An 18,741-nucleotide genomic window follows, 5' to 3' on the forward strand; every position below is an offset into this window, starting at 1 on the left:
GGTGTTCCTATCAGGCCATTCCGAACCGGCGGCGGAGTCCCCACTCGGCGGCGAGGCAGAGGAGCGTGACGGCGAAGTACCAGCCGCGGTGCCACAACGGTGTGGCCCACGCTTCCATGTTCGGGGCCTTCCGCGACGGCAGGTTTGCCACGAACCGCTCCAACCCGTCGGCCGGCACGACCTCGCCCTGCGTGCGGGTGGCGATCTGTTCCAGCAGTTCGCGGTTCGGTTCGAGCCGGGCGAACTCGTCGGCCTCCGGCTGCACGCACCAGCCGACCTCTCGCTTGCCGACCGTTGAGCCGTCGGGGGCCGTGACCGTCGCCGTCGCCCGATACGCGCCGGGCTCTCGCGGCACGAACGTCGCGAGGTACTGCCCCGCTTCGCGCCGGTCGGCCTCGGCCGGCAGTGTGAGCGTCTCGCCGTTCGGCCGCGTGATTTGCACGGAAACCGCGGCGTTGTCGAGCGGCACGTACTCGGCGTCGGTGGATTGCACCGCCAGTTCCATCGCCGGCAGGGCCGCCCCGGCGGTCGGCGTCGCCCGCACTTCGACCCGCCCCGGTACGTCGGCGACCAGCCAACGGACGGTCTGCCGCCACGAGCGGTCGAAGTCGTCCTGCTTCGGGTCGTCGCGGCGAAGCCCCCACCGCCACAGGTCGCCGATCAAGAGCGCCGCCGACCGGCCCTTCCCGAACGGCTGCGCGACGAGGGCCGGGAGTTCCGTGCCGGCCGGGTCGCGAACCTGAGCCAACACGGTCGCGCCCGGTTTCGCCCGGCCGACGCGGTTGAGCGTGTGGAACGGGGCCATCGCGGCCAGCCGGCGGTTCTCGTCGTCCTCGGTCTTCCGCGTTCGTACCCACGGCTGCAGCCAACCCTCGCGCGTTAGCACCAGTCGGAAGTCCTCGGCACCGGCGGCCGCAGCAGGTCGGTCGAGGTAGACCGGCAACAGTTCCCCCACCGGCGTACGGTCGTACTTGCCGGCCGAGAACGAGTCGGGGCCGCCGAGCATCAAGAACCCGCCGCCGCGGCGGCTCACGAAGTTCCGCAATAGAGCCTGTTGATCGGGCGTGAAGAACTCGGCCTCGATGTCGTCGAGGATGACCGCGTCGTAGCGGTACAGGTCGGCGGCCGCCTGTGGGAAGCCGGTGCGAAGTTCGACGGCGTCCTGCGTGCCGAGGCGGATCATCACGGGTTGGTCGTGTCGCTCGGCCGTCTCGGCGTCGGGGTTGTCGAAGCCCTTGAACAGCGGGTTGTCGGGCCGTGTGCGGGCGCTGCGGAAGTCGAACTTCGGCTCGCGGCGGGCCACCCGCACGAGGCCGACGAGTTGCACTTCCGCGTCGTCCTCCATGGCGCGGCGGAGGTACTTGAACTCCCAGTTCGGCCGACCGCAGACGTACAGCACGCGGTGCGGTCCGCGACCGCGGTCCACGGCGACGAGCCGGCCGTTGTTCGCGAGTGTCTGCTCGATGCTTGGCGCGTCGGCCGCGTTCGCCACTTCCGACTTGAGGCGGACCTGCACGCGGTAGAAGCCGACGCCGGCTTTCTCCGGCCGCACCTGGAAGCGGAAGTTCAACGGCTCGCGGTCATCGGCAACGGTCGCCTCCTGCCGGTCGATTTCGCGGCCCGCCTCGTTCGATAGGATCGCGACCACGGCCTCGCCCTTCACGCCCAGGGCCATCGCCTCGGCTTGCAGCGTGACCGGGGCGGCTTCGAAGTTCGTCTGGTTGACGGTCAGGCGGCTCACCGCGATGTCCCGCGGCACGCCGCCGGCCGGGGGCAGTACGGGATAAACCGGCGGCAGCGAACTCCAATCGAGGGCGGCCGCATCGGTGGCATTGCCATCGCTGACGAGCAACACCCCGGCGACCGGGCGGCCCTGGTATCGCTTCGCAACCGCCGCGAGGGCGGTGTGGAGGGACGTGGCGTTGCCGTCGAAGGTCAGGCCGTCGAAGCCGTCCACGCCGCGGAGATGGGTGTCGAAAACGAAGTTGCGGACATCGAAATCCTGGCCGAGCCGCGTCCGCCACGCCGGGTTGTTTTCGAGCAGGCTGCGAGCCCAGTCGGCTCGACTCGGGCCACCCGAATCGCCGCCGCGAATCTGCAAACTGCGGCTGGTGTCCGCCAGCACGACGAAGACGTTCGCCCCCGGTTGGGGCCGCGACCCGGTGAGAAGCGGTTCCAGCAAGCAAAGACCGAGGGCGGTCACGGCCACGATCTTCAGGACCGCGCAGGCGAACACAACCGCCCGCGGACCCCGGGAGCGGGAGTAGCTCCAGATGACGAAGAGAGCCGCCAGCCCGACCGCCACGGCCGCGGGGATGAGCCACTCCGGCGAGCCGAAGACGAACCCGGTCTCGGTCATTTGTCGCTCCCGAGCCGCTCGTAGTAGCGGCGGACGCCGTCGGCGAACTGCGGCGGCACCGGGTCGCGGTCGATCGGCACGAGCGCATCGGGCGACTCGCGGCGGCGAATCTCCTGGGCGAGTTTCGTGCGGAGTTCGTTCATCGGCTTCGTCACGAGGTCCTGAAGTTTCTTCCAGTCGGGTTCCTTCGCGTGGCGTTTGAATTCCTCGCGGGCCGTCCGCACCCGATCGCGAATCTGCGCCGCTTCCGCCCGCAGTTGCGGGTCTTCGATCAGGTCTTCGGCCGCCCGCAGTCGGTCGGTCCACTCGCGGAACCCGCCCTCGCGGATCGGCCCCTCACGACCCTGGGCAGTCCCGCTCGGTTGCTGGTTCCCGCCGCCCTGCTGCCCGGGCATCGGCGGGTCGGTCAGGCTTCGCCGACCTTGCTGCCCCTGTCCCCTTTGCTGGCCCCCCGCCGGCTGACCTTGTTGACCACGTTGTCCACCCATGGGGTTCTCTTGCTGGCCTCCCTGCCCCCCCATTGGGTTCCCCTGTTGACCGCCCATCGGACTTCCCGGCTGCCCGCCCATCGGCCGACCTTGCTGCCCACTCATCGGGTTCGGCTGCGGCCCACCCATCGGTTGGCCTTGTCCCGGCTGTTGACCGCCCATCGGCTGGCCTTGTCCCGATTGTTGGGACGGCGGATTTTGCCCCGCGTTACCCATCGGGTTCGGTTCGCCCTTGCCACGTTGCGGTTGGCCCGTCGCCTGGGCAACCTCGAGGTTGAACTGTTCGGCCAGGTCGTCGAGTTCCCGCTGTGCCCGCTTCATCGCCTCGGTCGAGCCACCGAGCACTTTTTCGGCCGCCTTCTCGACGCCCTTGCGCAACTGCTCGGTCCCCTGCCCCGCTTTGCGGGCCGCCTCGGCGGCGTCGGCGGTGCCGCCGGCCTCGGCCAGTTGCCGGGCGAGGTTCAGCGACTCGCCGACCTTCTGTTCGGCAGCGCCGCGGGCCGTGTTGAAGAGTTGCTGGGCCAGCAAGGGTTCCGGCTTCTCGGCCTCCTGCACCGTCTTCTGCATCCGCTCGTTCAGTTCGGTGAACCGCTTCTGCTGTTGCTCCAGCCCTTTCTGAACCTGCTCCTTCTCGCCGGAGTCGCGGAGGCCGGGCTTTTGGTTCTGCTGTTTCATCTCGTCGAGTTGTTTCGTGAGCTTCTGTTGATCCTCGTCGAGTTGCCGGGCCTGTTGGCGGAGTTCCTTCATCTCCTCGCCGAACTGACCGGCCGCCTCCTTGCGAAGTTGCTCCTTGAGCGTGTCGAGTTGTCGGCCGGCCCGCGTGCCCTCATTCACGGCCTGCGAAAGCTGGCCCTTCTCAAGGGCGTCGGACGCCTGGCGAATGTTCTCACGGCTCTGTTCGAGTTGGGATTTTGCCTCGGCTCGCTTCTCTTGATTCTCCGGTCGCTCCAACTGCTCTTTCAAATCGTCGGTATCGCGGAGCACTTGCTGCTGCTGGTCCCGTAGCCGCTTGAGTTGCTGTTGCAGCTCCTCCTTCTGCTTCGCCTCCTTCGCTTGTTCCAGGGCCGACTGCAACTCCTTCACGCGGTCGGTCAAGTCGTTCTGGCGGCGGGCCAGTTCCTTCAGTTTGTCGGCCAACTCGTTGTTCTCGCGCTGCTCGCGGTCGCGCTGGGCCTGCCGCTCCTGTTGGGCGCGGGCGGTGCTTTGCGTCTCGTAGCGGTTCTGTTCTTCGGCGAGGTCGAGCTGGCGAAGTTGCTGCTGCGACGGGCTACGGCTGTTGCTCGCCGATTGGGAATTCGACCGCTGTCGCGAGTTGTTCCGCGTCACGTCGAACTCACGCGCCCGCAACTTCAAGAGTGCTTGATACGCGGCCTGTTCCGAGGCAAGTGCGGCGGGGAGTGCGGCCGGGGACTTCGCATCGGCCAGTTGTTTCTCGGCCTGCGTCATCAACTTCATCGCCTGCGCGAGAAACTCGATCGACGCGGCGGCCTCCAACTTCTCGCCAAGGGCTTCGGCCTGCTGCAAGACCGTCTGCTGCGATTCGCGGATCGTCTTCACGTTCTCGGCGAACTTCGCCGACGGTTCGGCCCCCGTTTCGCGGCGGATCAGCGTCCACGTCGCGTTGACGATCTGCTTCTGCAACTCGGCCAGTTGGTCCGCCTGTTGGGCGTTGCCACCCTGCTGACCCTGCTCGCGTTCCTGCCGCTCGCGCTCTTGTTGTTCGCGCGTCTGCTGTTCGCCCTGCCGGAAGATCTCTTCGAAGTGCCGGACCTCGGCGAAGAACAGGTCGCCGGACGTGCGGCGGCGTTTGCCGTCCGGCCCGATGTCCTCGGCCCAGAAGTAGTACGACACGACCTGATCCGGCTGGGCTTTCATCGCCTCCAAGTCGAGCAGGTGGTCGGGCTGAGACTTTTTGAGATTCGCCGGCCCGCTCACCTCGTGCAGCACGATCTCGCGGGAAGTCTGATCCGGGGCGGTGACGCTGAGGCCGTAGCGGGCGAGGCCGTAGTCGTCCTTCAAGTCGGCCTTCAGCGGCAGTTCCTCCAGCGGCGACACCCGCGTGTCGTGGCCGGGCCGGATGACCTTCACGACCGGCGGTTGGTTCGGCGTGACGCGGACCGAGATGTCGGCGGGCAACTTGTTCGCGCGGCCGTCGGCGTCGGTCAGGTGCAGTTTGTACCGCTGCGTCGCCTTCGGCGTCAGCGTGACCTTGTAGACGTTCAGCCCGGCGTCGTGGGGCGTGAGCGCGAGTTCCTGCTTCTGCTCGTCGAGCAATTTCGCCACGGTCACGGGCTTGTTCAACTGGCAGAACAGCGTTACCTCCGTACCCTCCGGAACGGTGACGTGGCGAACGTCTTCGGCTGTCTTCGGCGGCTGGTTCGTGTACGCCGGGAAGACGAGGTGGGCGTTCACGCGGCGCAGATCGGGGTGTTCGTACACCTTCACGCGATAGGTTTCGCTCGCCCCACCGGGGAACTCGACGCGGTACGACAGGTCGTTCTCCACCGTCGGCAGGTGGCCGGCGAACTTCGGGTCTTCCAGGCTGCGGAACATCGGTCGCGGGTTCGCCCCTTCGACGACGAGGTTCGCTTCCGCGGGGACCGTCCCGCCGAAGTGCGCGATCACCAACAACGGGTTGCCGCGTTCGACCTCCGCGTTCCCCGGCTCGACGGTCACGGGAATGGAACTGCCGGCGAAGGTTGCAGCGAGGGCACCCGCCGCGGCCGGCGAGCGGAGGCCGAGAATCGCGAGAACTGCAATCAGAGCCGCGAAGGAAGCGGCGTGTAGGAACTGCGTGGCTCGCAAACCACGTTGCGGCACGGTCGCGAGCCAGTCGTGCGACCGGCCGTGCGCGACGGCCGATTCGAGCAACGACGATTGCAGGAAGCCGAGGGACGCGGCCGACTTCTCTTGCTCCACCGCCGTGAGCAGCAGTGCCGACAAATCGGGGTGTTTGGCTTCGATCCGGCGGGCGATCCAACGCGGGTCGCGGGCCACTCGTCGGGTTGCGAGCCACCACCCCAGACCCGCGAGGGCCGCCCCGACCGCAAGCAGGGCGGCGAGCGTTCGAAGACCGGACGGGGCGTCGAAAACCGACCGATTCGCCGCGACGCCGACGGCGGCGAAGACCAGCCAACACGCGGCCAGCCCGCCCCAGAGGCGGAGTTGCCGGAAACGGTCGCCTACGCGGTCGAGGAGTTGTCGGAGTTCCACGCTTGCGTTCATGTCGTTACCCCTTCCCGCGAGGCCAAGCGGCCCCGCCAACCGGCCAGGGCCGTTTCGAAGATGAGTACCAAGACGGCGGCGAGGATCAGCCCGCGCCAGATCGACTGATTGCGTTCCAGCTCCACGTCGCGCTGTTGCCGTTCGAACTGCTCGCGGCGTTCGACGTCGGCCCGTTTCGTAATCCGACAGCCGAACTGCTCCAAGGTTTCCACCGGCAGTGGGGCCGTCAAGCTCTCGGCCGGATCGAGGTTGACCGCGAACGGTCGTGACCCCGTACCCGTCTCGAAAGCGTACACGCCGGGTTGGTCGGCCCCATCGAACGTGGTCGCGTTCGGCGTGAGCGGAACGATGCTGCCGTCCGGCTTGCGGACGGCGGTGCTTCCGGTGGAAACCGGCACGCGATCGCCGACGCGGTAGTTGGTATTGGTCGCCGGCCGGCCGCCGCGGAGTTCGAGGAGTGCCGTCATCAGCGGCACAAACTTCGACGAGCGGGCGAGCTGACTGTCAGCCGGGTGCCAGCCGCTCGCGAGGATCACGAGCCGGCCCTTCCCAACGACTTTCTCCCACACGGCCGCGTCCCCGTCGTCGAAGCGGGCCAAGACGCGGCCGCCCGCCAGTTGCGATTCGGTCAGACGGCGGTGTTTCCAGAAGTGAACCTTCGTGAAGTCGCCGAACTGTGGCCCGGCGAGCGGCGCGAAGAGTGGGTGGTCGAACGCAATCTGCTGGAGCATCGCGTAACGGTCGGCCTTCGCCTCGGCCACGTCCAACGACCCGTCGGCCAGTTGCGCGAGTGTCTTCACCGAGCCGGGTTGTGTAAGTACGCTCAGCACCGTGCCGCCGTCGCGGAGGTACTGTTGCAACCCGCGGGTCGACTCCTCGGAGACATCGCCGTGGACGACGACCAACGGCGACGGCCGCACGGCATCAGCCGCGAGCGTTTCGTCCGGTCGAAGCCCCTGAACACGAACGGTGCGGTGGGGGGTGTCGTTCCACGCCCGGTCGAGGAAGTAGCGTAGTCCGGCGGGGTCGTCGGCCATGTCCGGGCCGACGAAGAAGACCGTCATCTCTTCCCGCGGCGGGGTGGCAATGTACAGCGAGTTATCGAACTCGTGATCGTCACCCGTGATCCGCAACGCCGTTACGTTGGCCGACGGAAGAGGCTTCGGCACGTTCCTCACGCGACTTTCGCCGGGCGGCAGGTAAACCTCGTGAGGAGCCGGTTGCCCGGCCCAGCCGAGCAGGAATCGTTCCTGCCGCGACTGCGCGTCGTTCACCACCCGCACCCGGAGTTCGCCCTTCTCGGAATCGGGCAACAGGTCGAGGCCCACATTCCCGCCGCCGTCGGTGACGGTCCGCAGTTCCAGTTCCACGTCGGCCGGCCACTCGAAGGCGTTCAGGCCGGTCAACTTCGCCCCTTGCGGCAGGTCGCTCACGAGCACGACTTTGCCCGCCTTCCGGCCGCCGGCCGACCCCGGATTCAGGATCGCCCCCACGGCTTCGATCAGGGCCGGGCCGAGTTCGGTGCCACCCCAGGTCGGCTTCAAGCGGCTCAATCGTTCGCGGGCGACGGCCGACTGCTGCCCGGCGTCGAGGTGTTCCGACTCGTCGAAGCCGAGGACCGGCCGCACCGTTTGATCGAACGCCCAGACGCCGATACGGTCGGCGGGCCGTGTTTGTGCCAGGGCTTCTTCGGCCTGCGCGACGGCCTTCACCCACAGGTCGCCGCGGCGGAGGCTGGCGCTCGTGTCGATCAAGATCAGCACCCGCTGCCCGGCCCCGCCCGCGTCGGCGGTCGATTCCGTTCGCAGGAACGGCCGCATGAACGCGAAGCCCAACAGCACCAGGGCCGCGATTCGCAGGAGGAGCAGCAGCAATTGATCGAGTCGGCGTTTCTGGGCCGGCGGGGGCGGCGACGCCGTCAGGAACATGAGCGAGCTGAACGGCACCTGCCCCTTCGGCCGGCGGCGGATCAGGTGGAACCAGATCGGGGCGGCGACGGCGAGCAAGCCGAGGGCGTACAGCGGCGCGAGGAAGCTCATCGGCGGCCCCCCTTGCCGCGTCGCGCGCGGGCCAAGAGCAGGTCGAACAGCACGCGCTCGAGCGGCTGGTCCGTCGTCAGTTGTTCGAAATCCGCGCCGACGCCGACGCAGGCTTCCCGGAGTGCGTTCGCGTGATTCGTGAAGCGCGTCCGGTACTCGCGGGCCGCCGTCCGCGGGTCAACGAACAGTTCCCGCCCCGTCTCGGCGTCCTGAAACATCGCGGCTGTGGAGAAGGTGAATCGCTCCTCCTCGGGGTCGAGGACCCGCACCACGACAACTTCGTGCCCGGCCGCCCGCAGGTTTCCGATCGACGTTTGCACGATTCCGGTCGGCACGAGCAGATCGGAGAAGAGAATGAACAGACCGCGTCGCGGTGTCGCCGCCGCGACTTCTTCCAGCGGCCGGATCAGGTCGGTGGCCTTCCCCTGCGGCTCGCGGTGTAGCACGGCCATCAGGTGCGCCAGTTGCCCCGGCCGCGAACGGGGCGGCAGGTACTCCACGACTCGGTCTTCGAACGTCGCCAACCCGACGGCGTCCCGCTGCCGCGAGAGGAAGTACGCGACCGTGGCGGCGGCCGTGCGGGCGTAGTCCCACTTCGTGACCGGGCCAGAGGCGTAACCCATCGACCGGCTGCCGTCGACGATCAGGTGGCAGCGGAGGTTCGTTTCGTCTTCGAACTTCTTGATGTAGTAGCGGTCGCTGCGGGCGTAGAGTCGCCAGTCGAGGTACCGCGGATCGTCGCCGGGCGTGTACTGGCGGTACTCGCTGAACTCGACGGAGAAGCCGTGGTACGGGCTGCGGTGCAGGCCCTTCTCGAAGCCCTCGACGACTACCCGGGCCCGCAGTTGCAAGCTCTTGATGCGCATGAGCGCGGCCGGGTCGATGAACGCCGGCCCCAAGGCGGTCGCCGTCGCAGCCATCAGCGAACGCCCTCCTTGACGTGTTCTAGCAGGCGGTCGATGACGGTGTTGACGGTGACGCGGTCGGCGGCCGCGCGATAGCTCAAGAGAATGCGGTGCCGAAGCGTCGGGTGGGCGAGAGCGCGAATGTCGGCCGGCGAGACGTGGAACCGGCCTTCGAGCAGTGCCCGGGCCTTCGCGCCGAGGACCAGCGATTGCGCCGCCCGCAGTCCGGCCCCCCAGCTGACCCATTGAGAAACGAAGTCCGGCGCCCCCGGTTGCCCCGGCCGTGACGCGGCGGCCAGTCGCACGGCGTACCGGATCACGTCATCGGCCACGGGAACTTTCTTCACCACGTCGTGGAACCGTAGCACGTCGGCGGCGTCGAAGAGCGGCTCGATGGCCGGCGGCTTGCCAGCGGTGGTCGCTCGCACGACCGACACTTCGTCGTCTTCCGGCAGGTAGTCCACGACCACGTTGAACAGGAAGCGGTCGAGTTGCGCCTCCGGCAACGGGTACGTGCCTTCCATCTCGACCGGATTCTGCGTCGCCAGTACGAAGAACGGCTCGTCGAGCGGGTAGCGCACCCCGGCGGCCGTCACCTGGTGTTCCTGCATCGCTTCCAGCAGCGCGGCCTGGGTCTTCGGCGGCGTGCGGTTGATTTCATCGGCGAGGATCACGTTCGCGAAGATCGGCCCCTTGACGAACTGCATCCGCCGCTTGCCGTCGCCGGTTTCTTCGAGGATGTCGGTGCCGGTGATGTCGGCGGGCATCAGGTCCGGGGTGAACTGGATGCGCGAGAACTTCAGGTGGAAGATTTGCGCGACCGACCGCACGAGGAGCGTCTTGGCCAGCCCCGGCGCGCCGGTGATGAGGCAGTGCCCGCCGGCGAAAAGGGCCGTGAGGATTTGGCTCGTCGCCTCCTTCTGGCCGACGATGACCTTGCCCAACTCGCGCTCGATCCGCCCGCGACTCTCGCGGATCTTCTCGACGACTTGCTTTTCCTGGTCGAACTCGGTCACGCTCGGTCCTTTCGGTGCTGGTCCGCGATCCCTCCGCAAAGCCTCCGGGTCGCGGCTAAACTGACCTCTGATCCCTGACCTCTGCGCTAGTGCGTCATCGCGTAGGTGATGATGTTGATGGCCAGGGGGTACGCCTTCTTCTCGGAGAACTCGCGGAAATACCACGGGTCGTCGCCCTCGCGCTCCCAGCCATCGCCGTTGTCGGTGTTGTGGCAGATGATCGACATCATCCGGCCCTTGTCGTCGAACAGTGCCCTGTAGTGCACGTCTTTCACGTTACCGTCGTGCCCCCGCTCCCAGGTGATGCCCTCGTCCTTGCCCTGCCACGCCGCATGGATGCTCGGGATCTGCGGCTTCTCCTTCAGGTTGTAGACGCAGTGAAAGATTTCGTGTTCCAGCGGCAGTTCCGTCGGCTCGCGGTCGGGGAACACCCGCTTGATCTCACGGTGGAAGTTGTCCCACTCGCTGTCGCCCCAGAAGTCGTCCACCATCAGGAACCCCCCGTTGAGCAGGTACTTTCGGAGGGCCAAGACTTCGTCTTCTGAGAACCCCAACCGACCAGGTTCGACGATGTAGATGAACGGGTAGTCGAAGAGTTTTGGGTCGGTTAGCCGTATCGTGATCGGGTCGGGGTTCACGCGCAGCGACGTCAGTTGTTGGAGGCGGAACGAGAGGTTCAAGTCGGCGTCCGGCCAGTCGGTCGTCCAGCTCCCCCCGCCGCCGCGCCGCCCGTACCCGCCGCGGTAAGAGTCGTACTCGATGCGTACGAAGGTGAACACGTCCTTCTTGAAGTCGGCGTCGGTCTGCCAGTTCGGGACGCCGGCGCGGTCGGCGGGTAGTTCGCCGCCGCGTCGGAACGGCCGTTGGGCCAGCACCAGCCCGGCCGTGAGAACCATCACCAGCGATCCGGCCGCCACCAGCCGCCGTGTCCGGGTCATGGCGTCTTCTCCGCGGGAACGTCGGTCAGTTTCAGCAACAATTTGTGGGCCTCCCGCAACCGCGGGGCGTCTTCGAGCGCCTTCAGCACTTCACGACGGGCCTTGTCGCGTTCGCCCTTCAGGTCGTGCAGGACCGCCAGCCGATAGTGCAGGTCGGCCGCGTCGGGTGGAGCGAACTGCAACGCGGCCCGGTAGCCGGCCAGTGCCTCGTCACGTTCCTTCAACTGCTCGGCGGCTTTCGCTAACGTGCGGTGCGGGGCCGCGATGAGCGGGTTCACGGCCAGCATCCGCCGAGCGTTGCGGGCCACGGTCGGCCAGTCGGCGTTGGCCTCCGCGAGTTCCGCCAACCGCTGGAAGGCCGTGAGTGCGTCGGCGTCGTACTTTGCCAGTTCTTCGAGAATGGCCGCCTCCTTCGCTACGTCCTTACCGTGCCGGTAGACGGCTGCGAGCGATTCGTAGGCGTTTCCCGCCCCGATGTACTGCGGGAACAGCGATTGAAGTTCTTTCAACGTCGTCTCCGCCTCGGACCACTTCTCCTCGCGAACCAACCGTTGGCCCAAACGCACGAGGCCGAAGAAGTTCTTCGGGTGTTTGTCCAACCACCCGCGGACGGCCGTCGAGTCGGCATCGGCCGGCAACTCCGGCTTGTCCCAGGTTGCCTCCGGGGCGACAGCCTTCGCTCGACCGCGTGCGAACTCGGCGAAGTCCGCGTCGAGTTTCGCGAGCGGGCTGCCGGTCCGCCGTTCGAGCGATTCGTTGATCGGCAGGCCCGCGCCGAGGTCGTCGAGAACCTGTGTGAGTGCCTCGAACTTGAACTTCGTGATGAGGAACTCGACCGCGAGGGCCGACTCGAAGTAGGCGAACTGCACGTGCAACGCACTCTTCGCATTCATGAACGCGGAACTCAACTGACTCAGCGGCGTCAGGCCGTCACCCGTGATCATTTCGTGATACCGCGGGGTCAATCGCTGCCCCCATGCGGGGTTCTCCTGGGCCTCTTCGTAGACGGAAATCCCCTCGCTCAGCCAGCGGGGCATCTTGTTTCGGCTCTTGTGGAGTGTCACCGTATGGCAGAACTCGTGCCACAGGACGGCCTCCCAGTTCGACGGGTCTTTGCCCTGCGATGCGGGGCTGTTGGCCGTGATGACCGGGCCGAAGCAAACGCCGAGGAAGCCGTCGGCGCCGGGCATGCCGAACGTCCGCACGGCGAAGTCCTGTTTTCGCGGGAAGATTTCGACCGTGACCGCGCGATCGAGTTTCACGCCGTACTTCTTGCCGAGTGTGTCGCGAGCCCGCGTCAGGACGGCCATCGCGCGGGGGCAGTACAGTTCCGCCTCCTTCGCGTCCATCCGCAGGAGGATACCGTTGCCGGCCAGTGTGCGGAAACTGGCGAGGTGATCGCGGAGCGTCACAAGGTTGTGCGCGACGACGTTGTAGCCGTCTGCCGTGAAGACCTCGGACGCGAGTTTCCAACCCTCAGCCTCCTGCCCCAACCGGAGCAAGTCCTGGCAGAGTTGCAGCTTCGCAGGCTGGTAGTTGCGGTCCTTCTCCAGTGATTGCCGTTGGTACGCCGCCCCTTCGGTGAAGCGGTAGTCCTGCGACAACTTGCGGCCGATCAGGTGTTCGACCTCCGGGTTCGCCGGCCACCGCGTGAGGGCCGTCTGACGTGCCTTCGCTTCGCCGGCCGCGTCGTTCTGCAAGTGAGCAACCACGGCCCGGAGTGCCCACGCCCGCGGCTCGCCGGGGTCCACGTCCATCGCCCGGCCGAGCGTCGCCAATGTGTCGGCGTACTTTTCGCCGTCGAGTTGGTGATCGGCCTGGAACAACAGGCTCTCGACGTGGTGTGGGTTGATCGCCAAGGCGTCGGCGATGGCCTTCGTCGCGCGGGCACGGTCGTCCTCGGCGAACGCCCGCGCGAGCAGATAATGGAAGTGCGGGTCTCGGGCGGCATCCTTCGGAGCCTTCTGAAGTGTGTCGGCCGCGAAGCCGCGGTCGTTCTTGCCGAGGGCGAGTTCGGCAGTGGCGAACGCGACGGCGACAGACCCCGGCTCGGCCGTCACCCCCGGCGCCGGCGGTGCGGCAGCCTTCGCCACCGGGTTGTAGAACTTGTCGAGGACTTCCTTCGCGTCCGTCCCACGGGCGAGCAGGAAGCGACCGACTCCGATCCGCTCGGCCGGCGTCCGCGGCGTTCGCTCGCGGATGAGTTTCTCCAACTCGGCGGCCGGTTGATCCTGCCCGGTGCGGTGAAACAAATCGTAGCCGACCAGAAGCAACCCCAGGTCGGTCGGGAACTGCTGCCGGGCGAGCGCGAGCGTCTGGCCGGCCGCGTCGATCTTGCCGCGCGCGATCTCGGCACGGATTTTTAGCACCCACCACGCTTCGCTCGGTGCCGGCTTCGCGAGTTCGTCGGCCGCCAGCTTCGCGGTGTCGTCGTACTTGCCGGCGAGGAGAAGTTTTTCCGCGTCGGCGATCTCGGCCGCCTGACCGGGATGGGATGCGAAGAAAACGACGCCGAGGAGAATGAGGGGGAGACGAACGTGCTGGCGGTCCGCGGTCATCGTCGCCACTCGCCGGAATCGGGAACGGGGCCGAACGCGAAACTGAGTGTAACACGCCCGACCGTGCGGGGGAACCGCTCTCCCGAACTTCTCATGAATCCTTCGCTTGGGCAAATTGGTACAACAACGCTCACTCTCTTTTCGTCCCTTCTCAACGAGGTGTCCATGATTCCGCTGATCTACCTCACGCTGTTGACCACGCCCGTCATCGCAAGCGTGGAGTCGAGCCTGCCGACTGCCGGCGGCGACATCCGTCAATTCGCCTTCGACGGCAAACCTTCGACCGTGTTCGTGTCGAACGGAAAGGCGAAGAAAGACGACCACCTCACGCTGGCCTTCGACCGCGTGATCGACGTGCAATCGCTCTCGGTCGCGACCGGCCGCGCGGACGATGAGGACACTCTCAAGGCCGGTGTGCTGGAGGTGTCGGCCGACGGGAAGACCTTCGAGACGGTTGCGAAGTTTGCGAAGGGGCAGGCGAAAGATGCCGCGGCTCGCAAAGTCCGTGCGATCCGGGTTCGCGCAACCGAAGACCTCGCCTCACCCCTCGTCGTCGGCGAGATCGTCGTCGAGTCACTGCCGAAGGTCGAGGCGTTCCAGTTCCCGATCGAGATTTCGCTCGACGTGACCGACGCCCCCGACATGCAGACGTGGGCCGAGAAAGTGGTCCGCGTTTGCGAACAGCAGTACCCGATGATCTGCCGCGAACTGGCGAGCGAGGGGTACAAGCCGCCGACCACGATCCGCATGGCGTTCAAGTCCGACTACAACGGCGTCGCGGAGGCGGCCGGGAACCGCATCCGCGGCTCGGTGAAGTACTTCAAGGACCACCCGAAGGACGTCGGCGCAATGGTTCACGAAACGGCCCACTGCGTGCAGCAGTACCGTAGTCGGGGTAATCCGGGCTGGTTGGTCGAGGGAGTCGCGGACTACATCCGCTTCTGGAAGTTCGAACCCGGCACGGCCGGCCGCCTCACCCCAGAGCGTGCCCGCTACGACGGCAGTTACCGGACAACTGCGGCCTTCTTGGCTTTCATCTCCGATAACTACGACGCAAAACTCGTCACGAAGTTGAACGCACAGATGCGCGTCGGCAAGTACAACGTCGATGTCTGGAAGGAAATAACCGGGAAGCCCATTGAAGAATTGAACCAGGAATGGCGGCGGTCATTGGTTCGTTGAGAGATGATGACCGCGTCGGCTATAAAAACAAAAATGGCGGGATGAACTGTAGAAGGTTGTCGCCCACTCAACCTTCCACTTGTTTCATCCCGCCAGTGATGGAATAGAGTGCACACCTCGGGCCAAAACGAGGGAAGGTCCGAAATTTCTGTAAATTGATAATTTGAGTAAAATATTCGGCCCGGCGGTTGAAATATGATCGCTGTTCAAAGATCGATCATACGTTCGCTCAATTATATTGCGCAGTTCAGTGCTCATAATTGACACCAGTTCTGCGCAATCCATTGCTTAATAATCGTCTGAAAAACCTATCGCCGAGAGACGGCATCAATCACCCGGCCTATTGCAAGTCGCGAGCAGCACGAAAACTGAGGGCGGGTAAAACGACCACCTTCTCCCGATCGAATTCTAACTTTCTTGCGCGTGGTCGAGTCGTTCTCGGCACTGATGGAGCTACTTGATCGGGAGTTGTGGGGTGTAGGCGAAGAAAACGCTGTGCCCGACAGTGAGTGCCCGCAACAATCAGCTTTCGCCCTCGAACGCCTTCGGACTCACACGGGAGTTCAACGATGTCATCCACCCTCGGGCGAACATTCGCAGCGGCCTGTTTCGCGATCCTCAGCCTCTCGTCGGCGACCGCGCAACAACCGGCCGGGAAGCCGACGTCGTGGACGCTCGACGAGGCAATGCAGGAACTGCGGTACGCCCCGGACGACGTTTACCTCCAGTACGTGGCCGCCCAACTCGCCCGCCGGGAGGGGAAGTTCGATCAGTTCTCGGGGCTGATCGGCAGGCAGGCGCGAAACCCGAACAGCGGCCGCGGCCGATCGACCGATCTGTTCGGCACCTTCACCGGCGCGCTCGCCGTTCAGGAGAGCCTCCAACTCGACACCATGCTCGGACCGCCGCCCGGCGCGGCCCCGCCCGGGGTGGACAAGCCGTCGGTGAAAGTGTCCACGCTCACCGGGCCGACGGTGCAGAGCCACCCGTGGGAAAAGTTGCTCGGCGCGAAGAAGCCGGACGTCGGGCCGTTCCCGAACTGCGTGCCGCCCGACTTCTACCTCGCCGAGTTCAAGAGCGTCGGCAAACTCACCGAGGCGACGACCGTCGGCACCGTCTACAGCGGCCACGTCTTCGTGCAGATGCTCGGCCAGTCGTGGTCCGAGTTGACGATGGAACGCATCAAGGCACAACTCGGCCTGCTCAACCTTCCCGCCACGGTCATCGACCGGTTCGGCGTTGAGGGCGTGGCCGTCACCGGCAGCGACCTATTCCTGTCCGAAGGCAGCGACGTGACCGTCCTCGTTCGCGGGCCGAACGTCGTGGCCGCCGCGGACGCAATTTCGAAGATGGGGTCGGCCAAGTTGCGTCGCGAGGACAGCACGCACGTTGGCATCGCGTACTCGCGCCAGTGGAGCGAAGACGGCCGGGTGAACGCCTTCGTCGCCTCGCCGAGCGTCGACCTGCACGTTCGCGGGAACAGCCTCCCGGCCTTTCGCCGGGTACTGGAAGCGATTGCCGGGAAGACGGCCGACGGCACGCCCGCGAAGCGGCTCAGCGAGACGGCCGAGTTCCGGTACGTGCGGTCGCTCATGCCCCGCGGGGTTCCCGAAGAAGATGGGTTCCTCTACCTGTCGGACGCCTTCATCCGCAACACGGTCGGCCCGCAACTGAAGCTCACCGAGCGGCGGCGGATGTTGGTCTACAACCACCTTCGTATGATCGGGCACGCCTGCCTGATGTTCCGCACCGAGTTCGGCCGGCCGCCGACATCGCTGCAAGAGTTAGCGGACAAGCAGTGCGCCCCCGGCGTTTTCGGCCAGGGGCTTCTCACGCACCCGGACGGCGGCACCTACTCGCTGTCGCCCGACGGCACGAGCGGCGTCTGCTCCCGATACGGCTCGGCGGCCGCCCTCACGCCCTGCCTCGAACGCCTGCCGACCGAGGTCACGGCCCAAGAGGCGGAAGAGTACAAGCGGTTCGTGAAGGAGTACGAGCAGTACTGGCGGACTTACTTCGACCCGATCGCAGTCCGCGTGCAGGTGGCCCCGGAACAACTCCGCCTGGAAACGCTCGTGCTGCCACTGATCGACAATTCGATCTACACCGAGATGGCCCGCGCCCTCGGCGGCAAGCCGATTGCCTTCGACACGCTGCCGACCGCCAAGAGTTGCATCGGCAGCCTGTTCTTCCAGTTGAACAAAGACCCGTATCTCGCGAAGCTCGCCCCGGCCGCAGGCCCGAAGAAGCCGACCCTTGAGGGCGCGATGGTCGCGTCGAACAACCTCAAGCAGATCGGCCTGGCCATGCACAACTACCACGACGCCACGACCGCCCTCCCGCCGGCCGCGATCACCGACGCGAAAGGGAAGGCACTCCTGTCGTGGCGGGTGGCGATCCTCCCGTACATCGAGCAGCAGCCGTTGTACCAGCAGTTCAAACTCGACGAGCCATGGGACAGTGTGCACAACCTGAAACTCGTCGAGAAGATGCCCGCGGTTTACCAGGGGCTTTCCAAGGCGTTGAACAAGCAGGGCAAGACGCAGATCAAGGCCGTCACCGGCAAGGACACGCTCTTCCCGCCCGGTGGCAAAGGTGTGAAGTTCTCAGACGTGACGGACGGCCTCTCGAACACGATCTTGGCCGTCACCGCAGCCGAGGCGGAAGCGGTCGAGTGGACGAAGCCCGACGACTGGGCGTTTGACGCCAAATCGCCGACGCGCGGACTGACGCAGGAAGGCCGCAACGCGGTGCTGGTGCTCATCAGCGACGGCAGCACGCGAACGATCCCGCTCACGACGGCGGAGAAAGATTGGGTGGCCCTGTTCACCCGCGCCGGCGGCGAAGTCGTGGAGGCGGACAATCTGCCCGACGCGCGGCCGGGGAACTTCTCGATCTTCGACATGCCGTTCCCGGATGAGTTCCTGAGCGAGATCGACACGGCCAATGTGCGGCGGTTTCTGGCGGACGGCATCGGCGATCAGGTCGGCGTCCACATGTTTGACGAGTCGCGGTTGCTCGACTTCGACTTCGCCGGCGTGCTAGGCGGATCGACCAACAACTCCCTGGGTTTGGGGGGCCGCGACCGGCTGGGCATCGGGATGCTGGTGCAATTCTTCATCCGGCCGACGGCAGTCTCAATCCCGGTGAAGGACGCGAAACTCGTGGACGAAATGCTCGACGCGATGGACCGTTGGACGGTCGAGGCAATGGGCAAGGCCGAAGGACAGTCGCGCGGGTTCCTTCCGATCACTCCCGAGTTCTACCGCGTGAAGTTCCCGACCCCGCACACGATTCGGTGCAGCACGGTGAAGTTCTTCGGCTTCAAAATCCGCTACTTCTGGGGCCGGATCGGCAACGGGCTGTACGTGGCGAACCGTCCGTTCGTGCTGGAAGACATCGCGACAGCCCATGCGGTTGCGGAGAAAGCCGGCGGGGCGAAGGCGGCAGACGGCCCGAAAGGGAACGCGATGCTGCGCATCCGCCCGGAGAACTGGAACCGCGTGCTGCCCGGCTACCGCCTCGGGTGGGCCGAGAACGACCGGGCGGCGTGTCAGGCCAACTTCAGCCTGCTGACCAGCGTCGGCCGGGGCTGGAATGATCGCGGAGCGACCGACGAAAAGTTACTCGCCCGTGTGGCTCAAGTCTACGGCACGCGGCCGCACTGCCCGGAAGGCGGCCGGTATACGCTGACGCCCGACGGCCGCGATTGCGCGTGCAGCGTTCACGGCTCCCGGATGAACCCGCTCCAACCGGCCGAGCCGACCAGCGCTTCGGCATCGGGGAAGTGGATGGCAAACTTGTCGGGAGTCATCGCAACTTTGACGTTCCAGGACGACGGCCTTCACGCGGTGGTCATCTCCGGCCGAAAAAAACCGTAGGGACGGGATCAAGGGAGATTCCGTTTGGGAGGGTGTGTGATCGGGTCGTGCGGACAACGACCGGTGAACACACCCTCCCGGCGTTTCGACCGGGGCAACTCCGCTACACTTTCCGCCCCCGCCGTTCCGATGGCAGACGGTTGAGTTTTG

Annotated in this window: 9 protein-coding genes; 2 read left to right on the forward strand and 7 right to left on the reverse strand. The window is 66.0% G+C overall.

Translation table 11 applies throughout. The features are described 5' to 3' along the window. Positions 1-10: 10 nt before the first annotated feature. The 7 genes from PX52LOC_RS32730 to PX52LOC_RS32760 all read right to left on the reverse strand — a co-directional run bounded on the left by PX52LOC_RS32730 (position 11) and on the right by PX52LOC_RS32760 (position 13,528). Entirely contained in the window at positions 11-2,359 is a 2,349-nt protein-coding gene (locus tag PX52LOC_RS32730; protein ID WP_149114020.1) for a glutamine amidotransferase, read from the reverse strand. Further along, entirely contained in the window at positions 2,356-6,072 is a 3,717-nt protein-coding gene (locus tag PX52LOC_RS32735; protein ID WP_149114021.1) for a coiled-coil domain-containing protein, read from the reverse strand. Before PX52LOC_RS32735 ends, PX52LOC_RS32730 begins: the two co-directional genes overlap by 4 nt. Beyond that, a complete protein-coding gene (locus PX52LOC_RS32740; protein ID WP_149114022.1) occupies positions 6,069-8,111 on the reverse strand; it encodes a BatA domain-containing protein in 2,043 nt (680 codons plus the stop codon). The genes PX52LOC_RS32735 and PX52LOC_RS32740 overlap by 4 nt, the downstream gene beginning before the upstream one ends. Then, a complete protein-coding gene (locus PX52LOC_RS32745) occupies positions 8,108-9,031 on the reverse strand; it encodes a DUF58 domain-containing protein (protein ID WP_218575202.1) in 924 nt (307 codons plus the stop codon). The genes PX52LOC_RS32740 and PX52LOC_RS32745 overlap by 4 nt, the downstream gene beginning before the upstream one ends. Next, positions 9,031-10,032 carry an AAA family ATPase gene (locus PX52LOC_RS32750; RefSeq protein WP_149114023.1) on the reverse strand — a complete coding sequence of 334 codons (1,002 nt, stop codon included), beginning with the start codon at positions 10,030-10,032 and terminating at the stop codon, positions 9,031-9,033. Before PX52LOC_RS32750 ends, PX52LOC_RS32745 begins: the two co-directional genes overlap by 1 nt. An 86-nt stretch (positions 10,033-10,118) precedes the next feature. Then, the gene (locus PX52LOC_RS32755) at positions 10,119-10,970 is read right to left on the reverse strand and encodes a DUF4159 domain-containing protein (protein ID WP_149114024.1); all 852 of its coding nucleotides are present in this window, start codon (positions 10,968-10,970) and stop codon (positions 10,119-10,121) included. Then, positions 10,967-13,528 carry a peptidase MA family metallohydrolase gene (locus tag PX52LOC_RS32760; RefSeq protein ID WP_149114025.1) on the reverse strand — a complete coding sequence of 854 codons (2,562 nt, stop codon included), beginning with the start codon at positions 13,526-13,528 and terminating at the stop codon, positions 10,967-10,969. Before PX52LOC_RS32760 ends, PX52LOC_RS32755 begins: the two co-directional genes overlap by 4 nt. 165 nt (positions 13,529-13,693) lie before the next feature. Here PX52LOC_RS32760 and PX52LOC_RS32765 point away from each other — a divergent pair, with 165 nt between their 5' ends. Further along, positions 13,694-14,710 carry a basic secretory protein-like protein gene (locus tag PX52LOC_RS32765; RefSeq protein WP_246173538.1) on the forward strand — a complete coding sequence of 339 codons (1,017 nt, stop codon included), beginning with the start codon at positions 13,694-13,696 and terminating at the stop codon, positions 14,708-14,710. A gap of 569 nt (positions 14,711-15,279) precedes the next feature. Further along, the gene (locus tag PX52LOC_RS43025) at positions 15,280-18,591 is read left to right on the forward strand and encodes a DUF1559 family PulG-like putative transporter (RefSeq protein WP_149114026.1); all 3,312 of its coding nucleotides are present in this window, start codon (positions 15,280-15,282) and stop codon (positions 18,589-18,591) included. Positions 18,592-18,741 lie beyond the last annotated feature (150 nt).

The organism is Limnoglobus roseus, assembly GCF_008254045.1.
Taxonomy (GTDB): Bacteria; Planctomycetota; Planctomycetia; order Gemmatales; family Gemmataceae; genus Limnoglobus; species Limnoglobus roseus.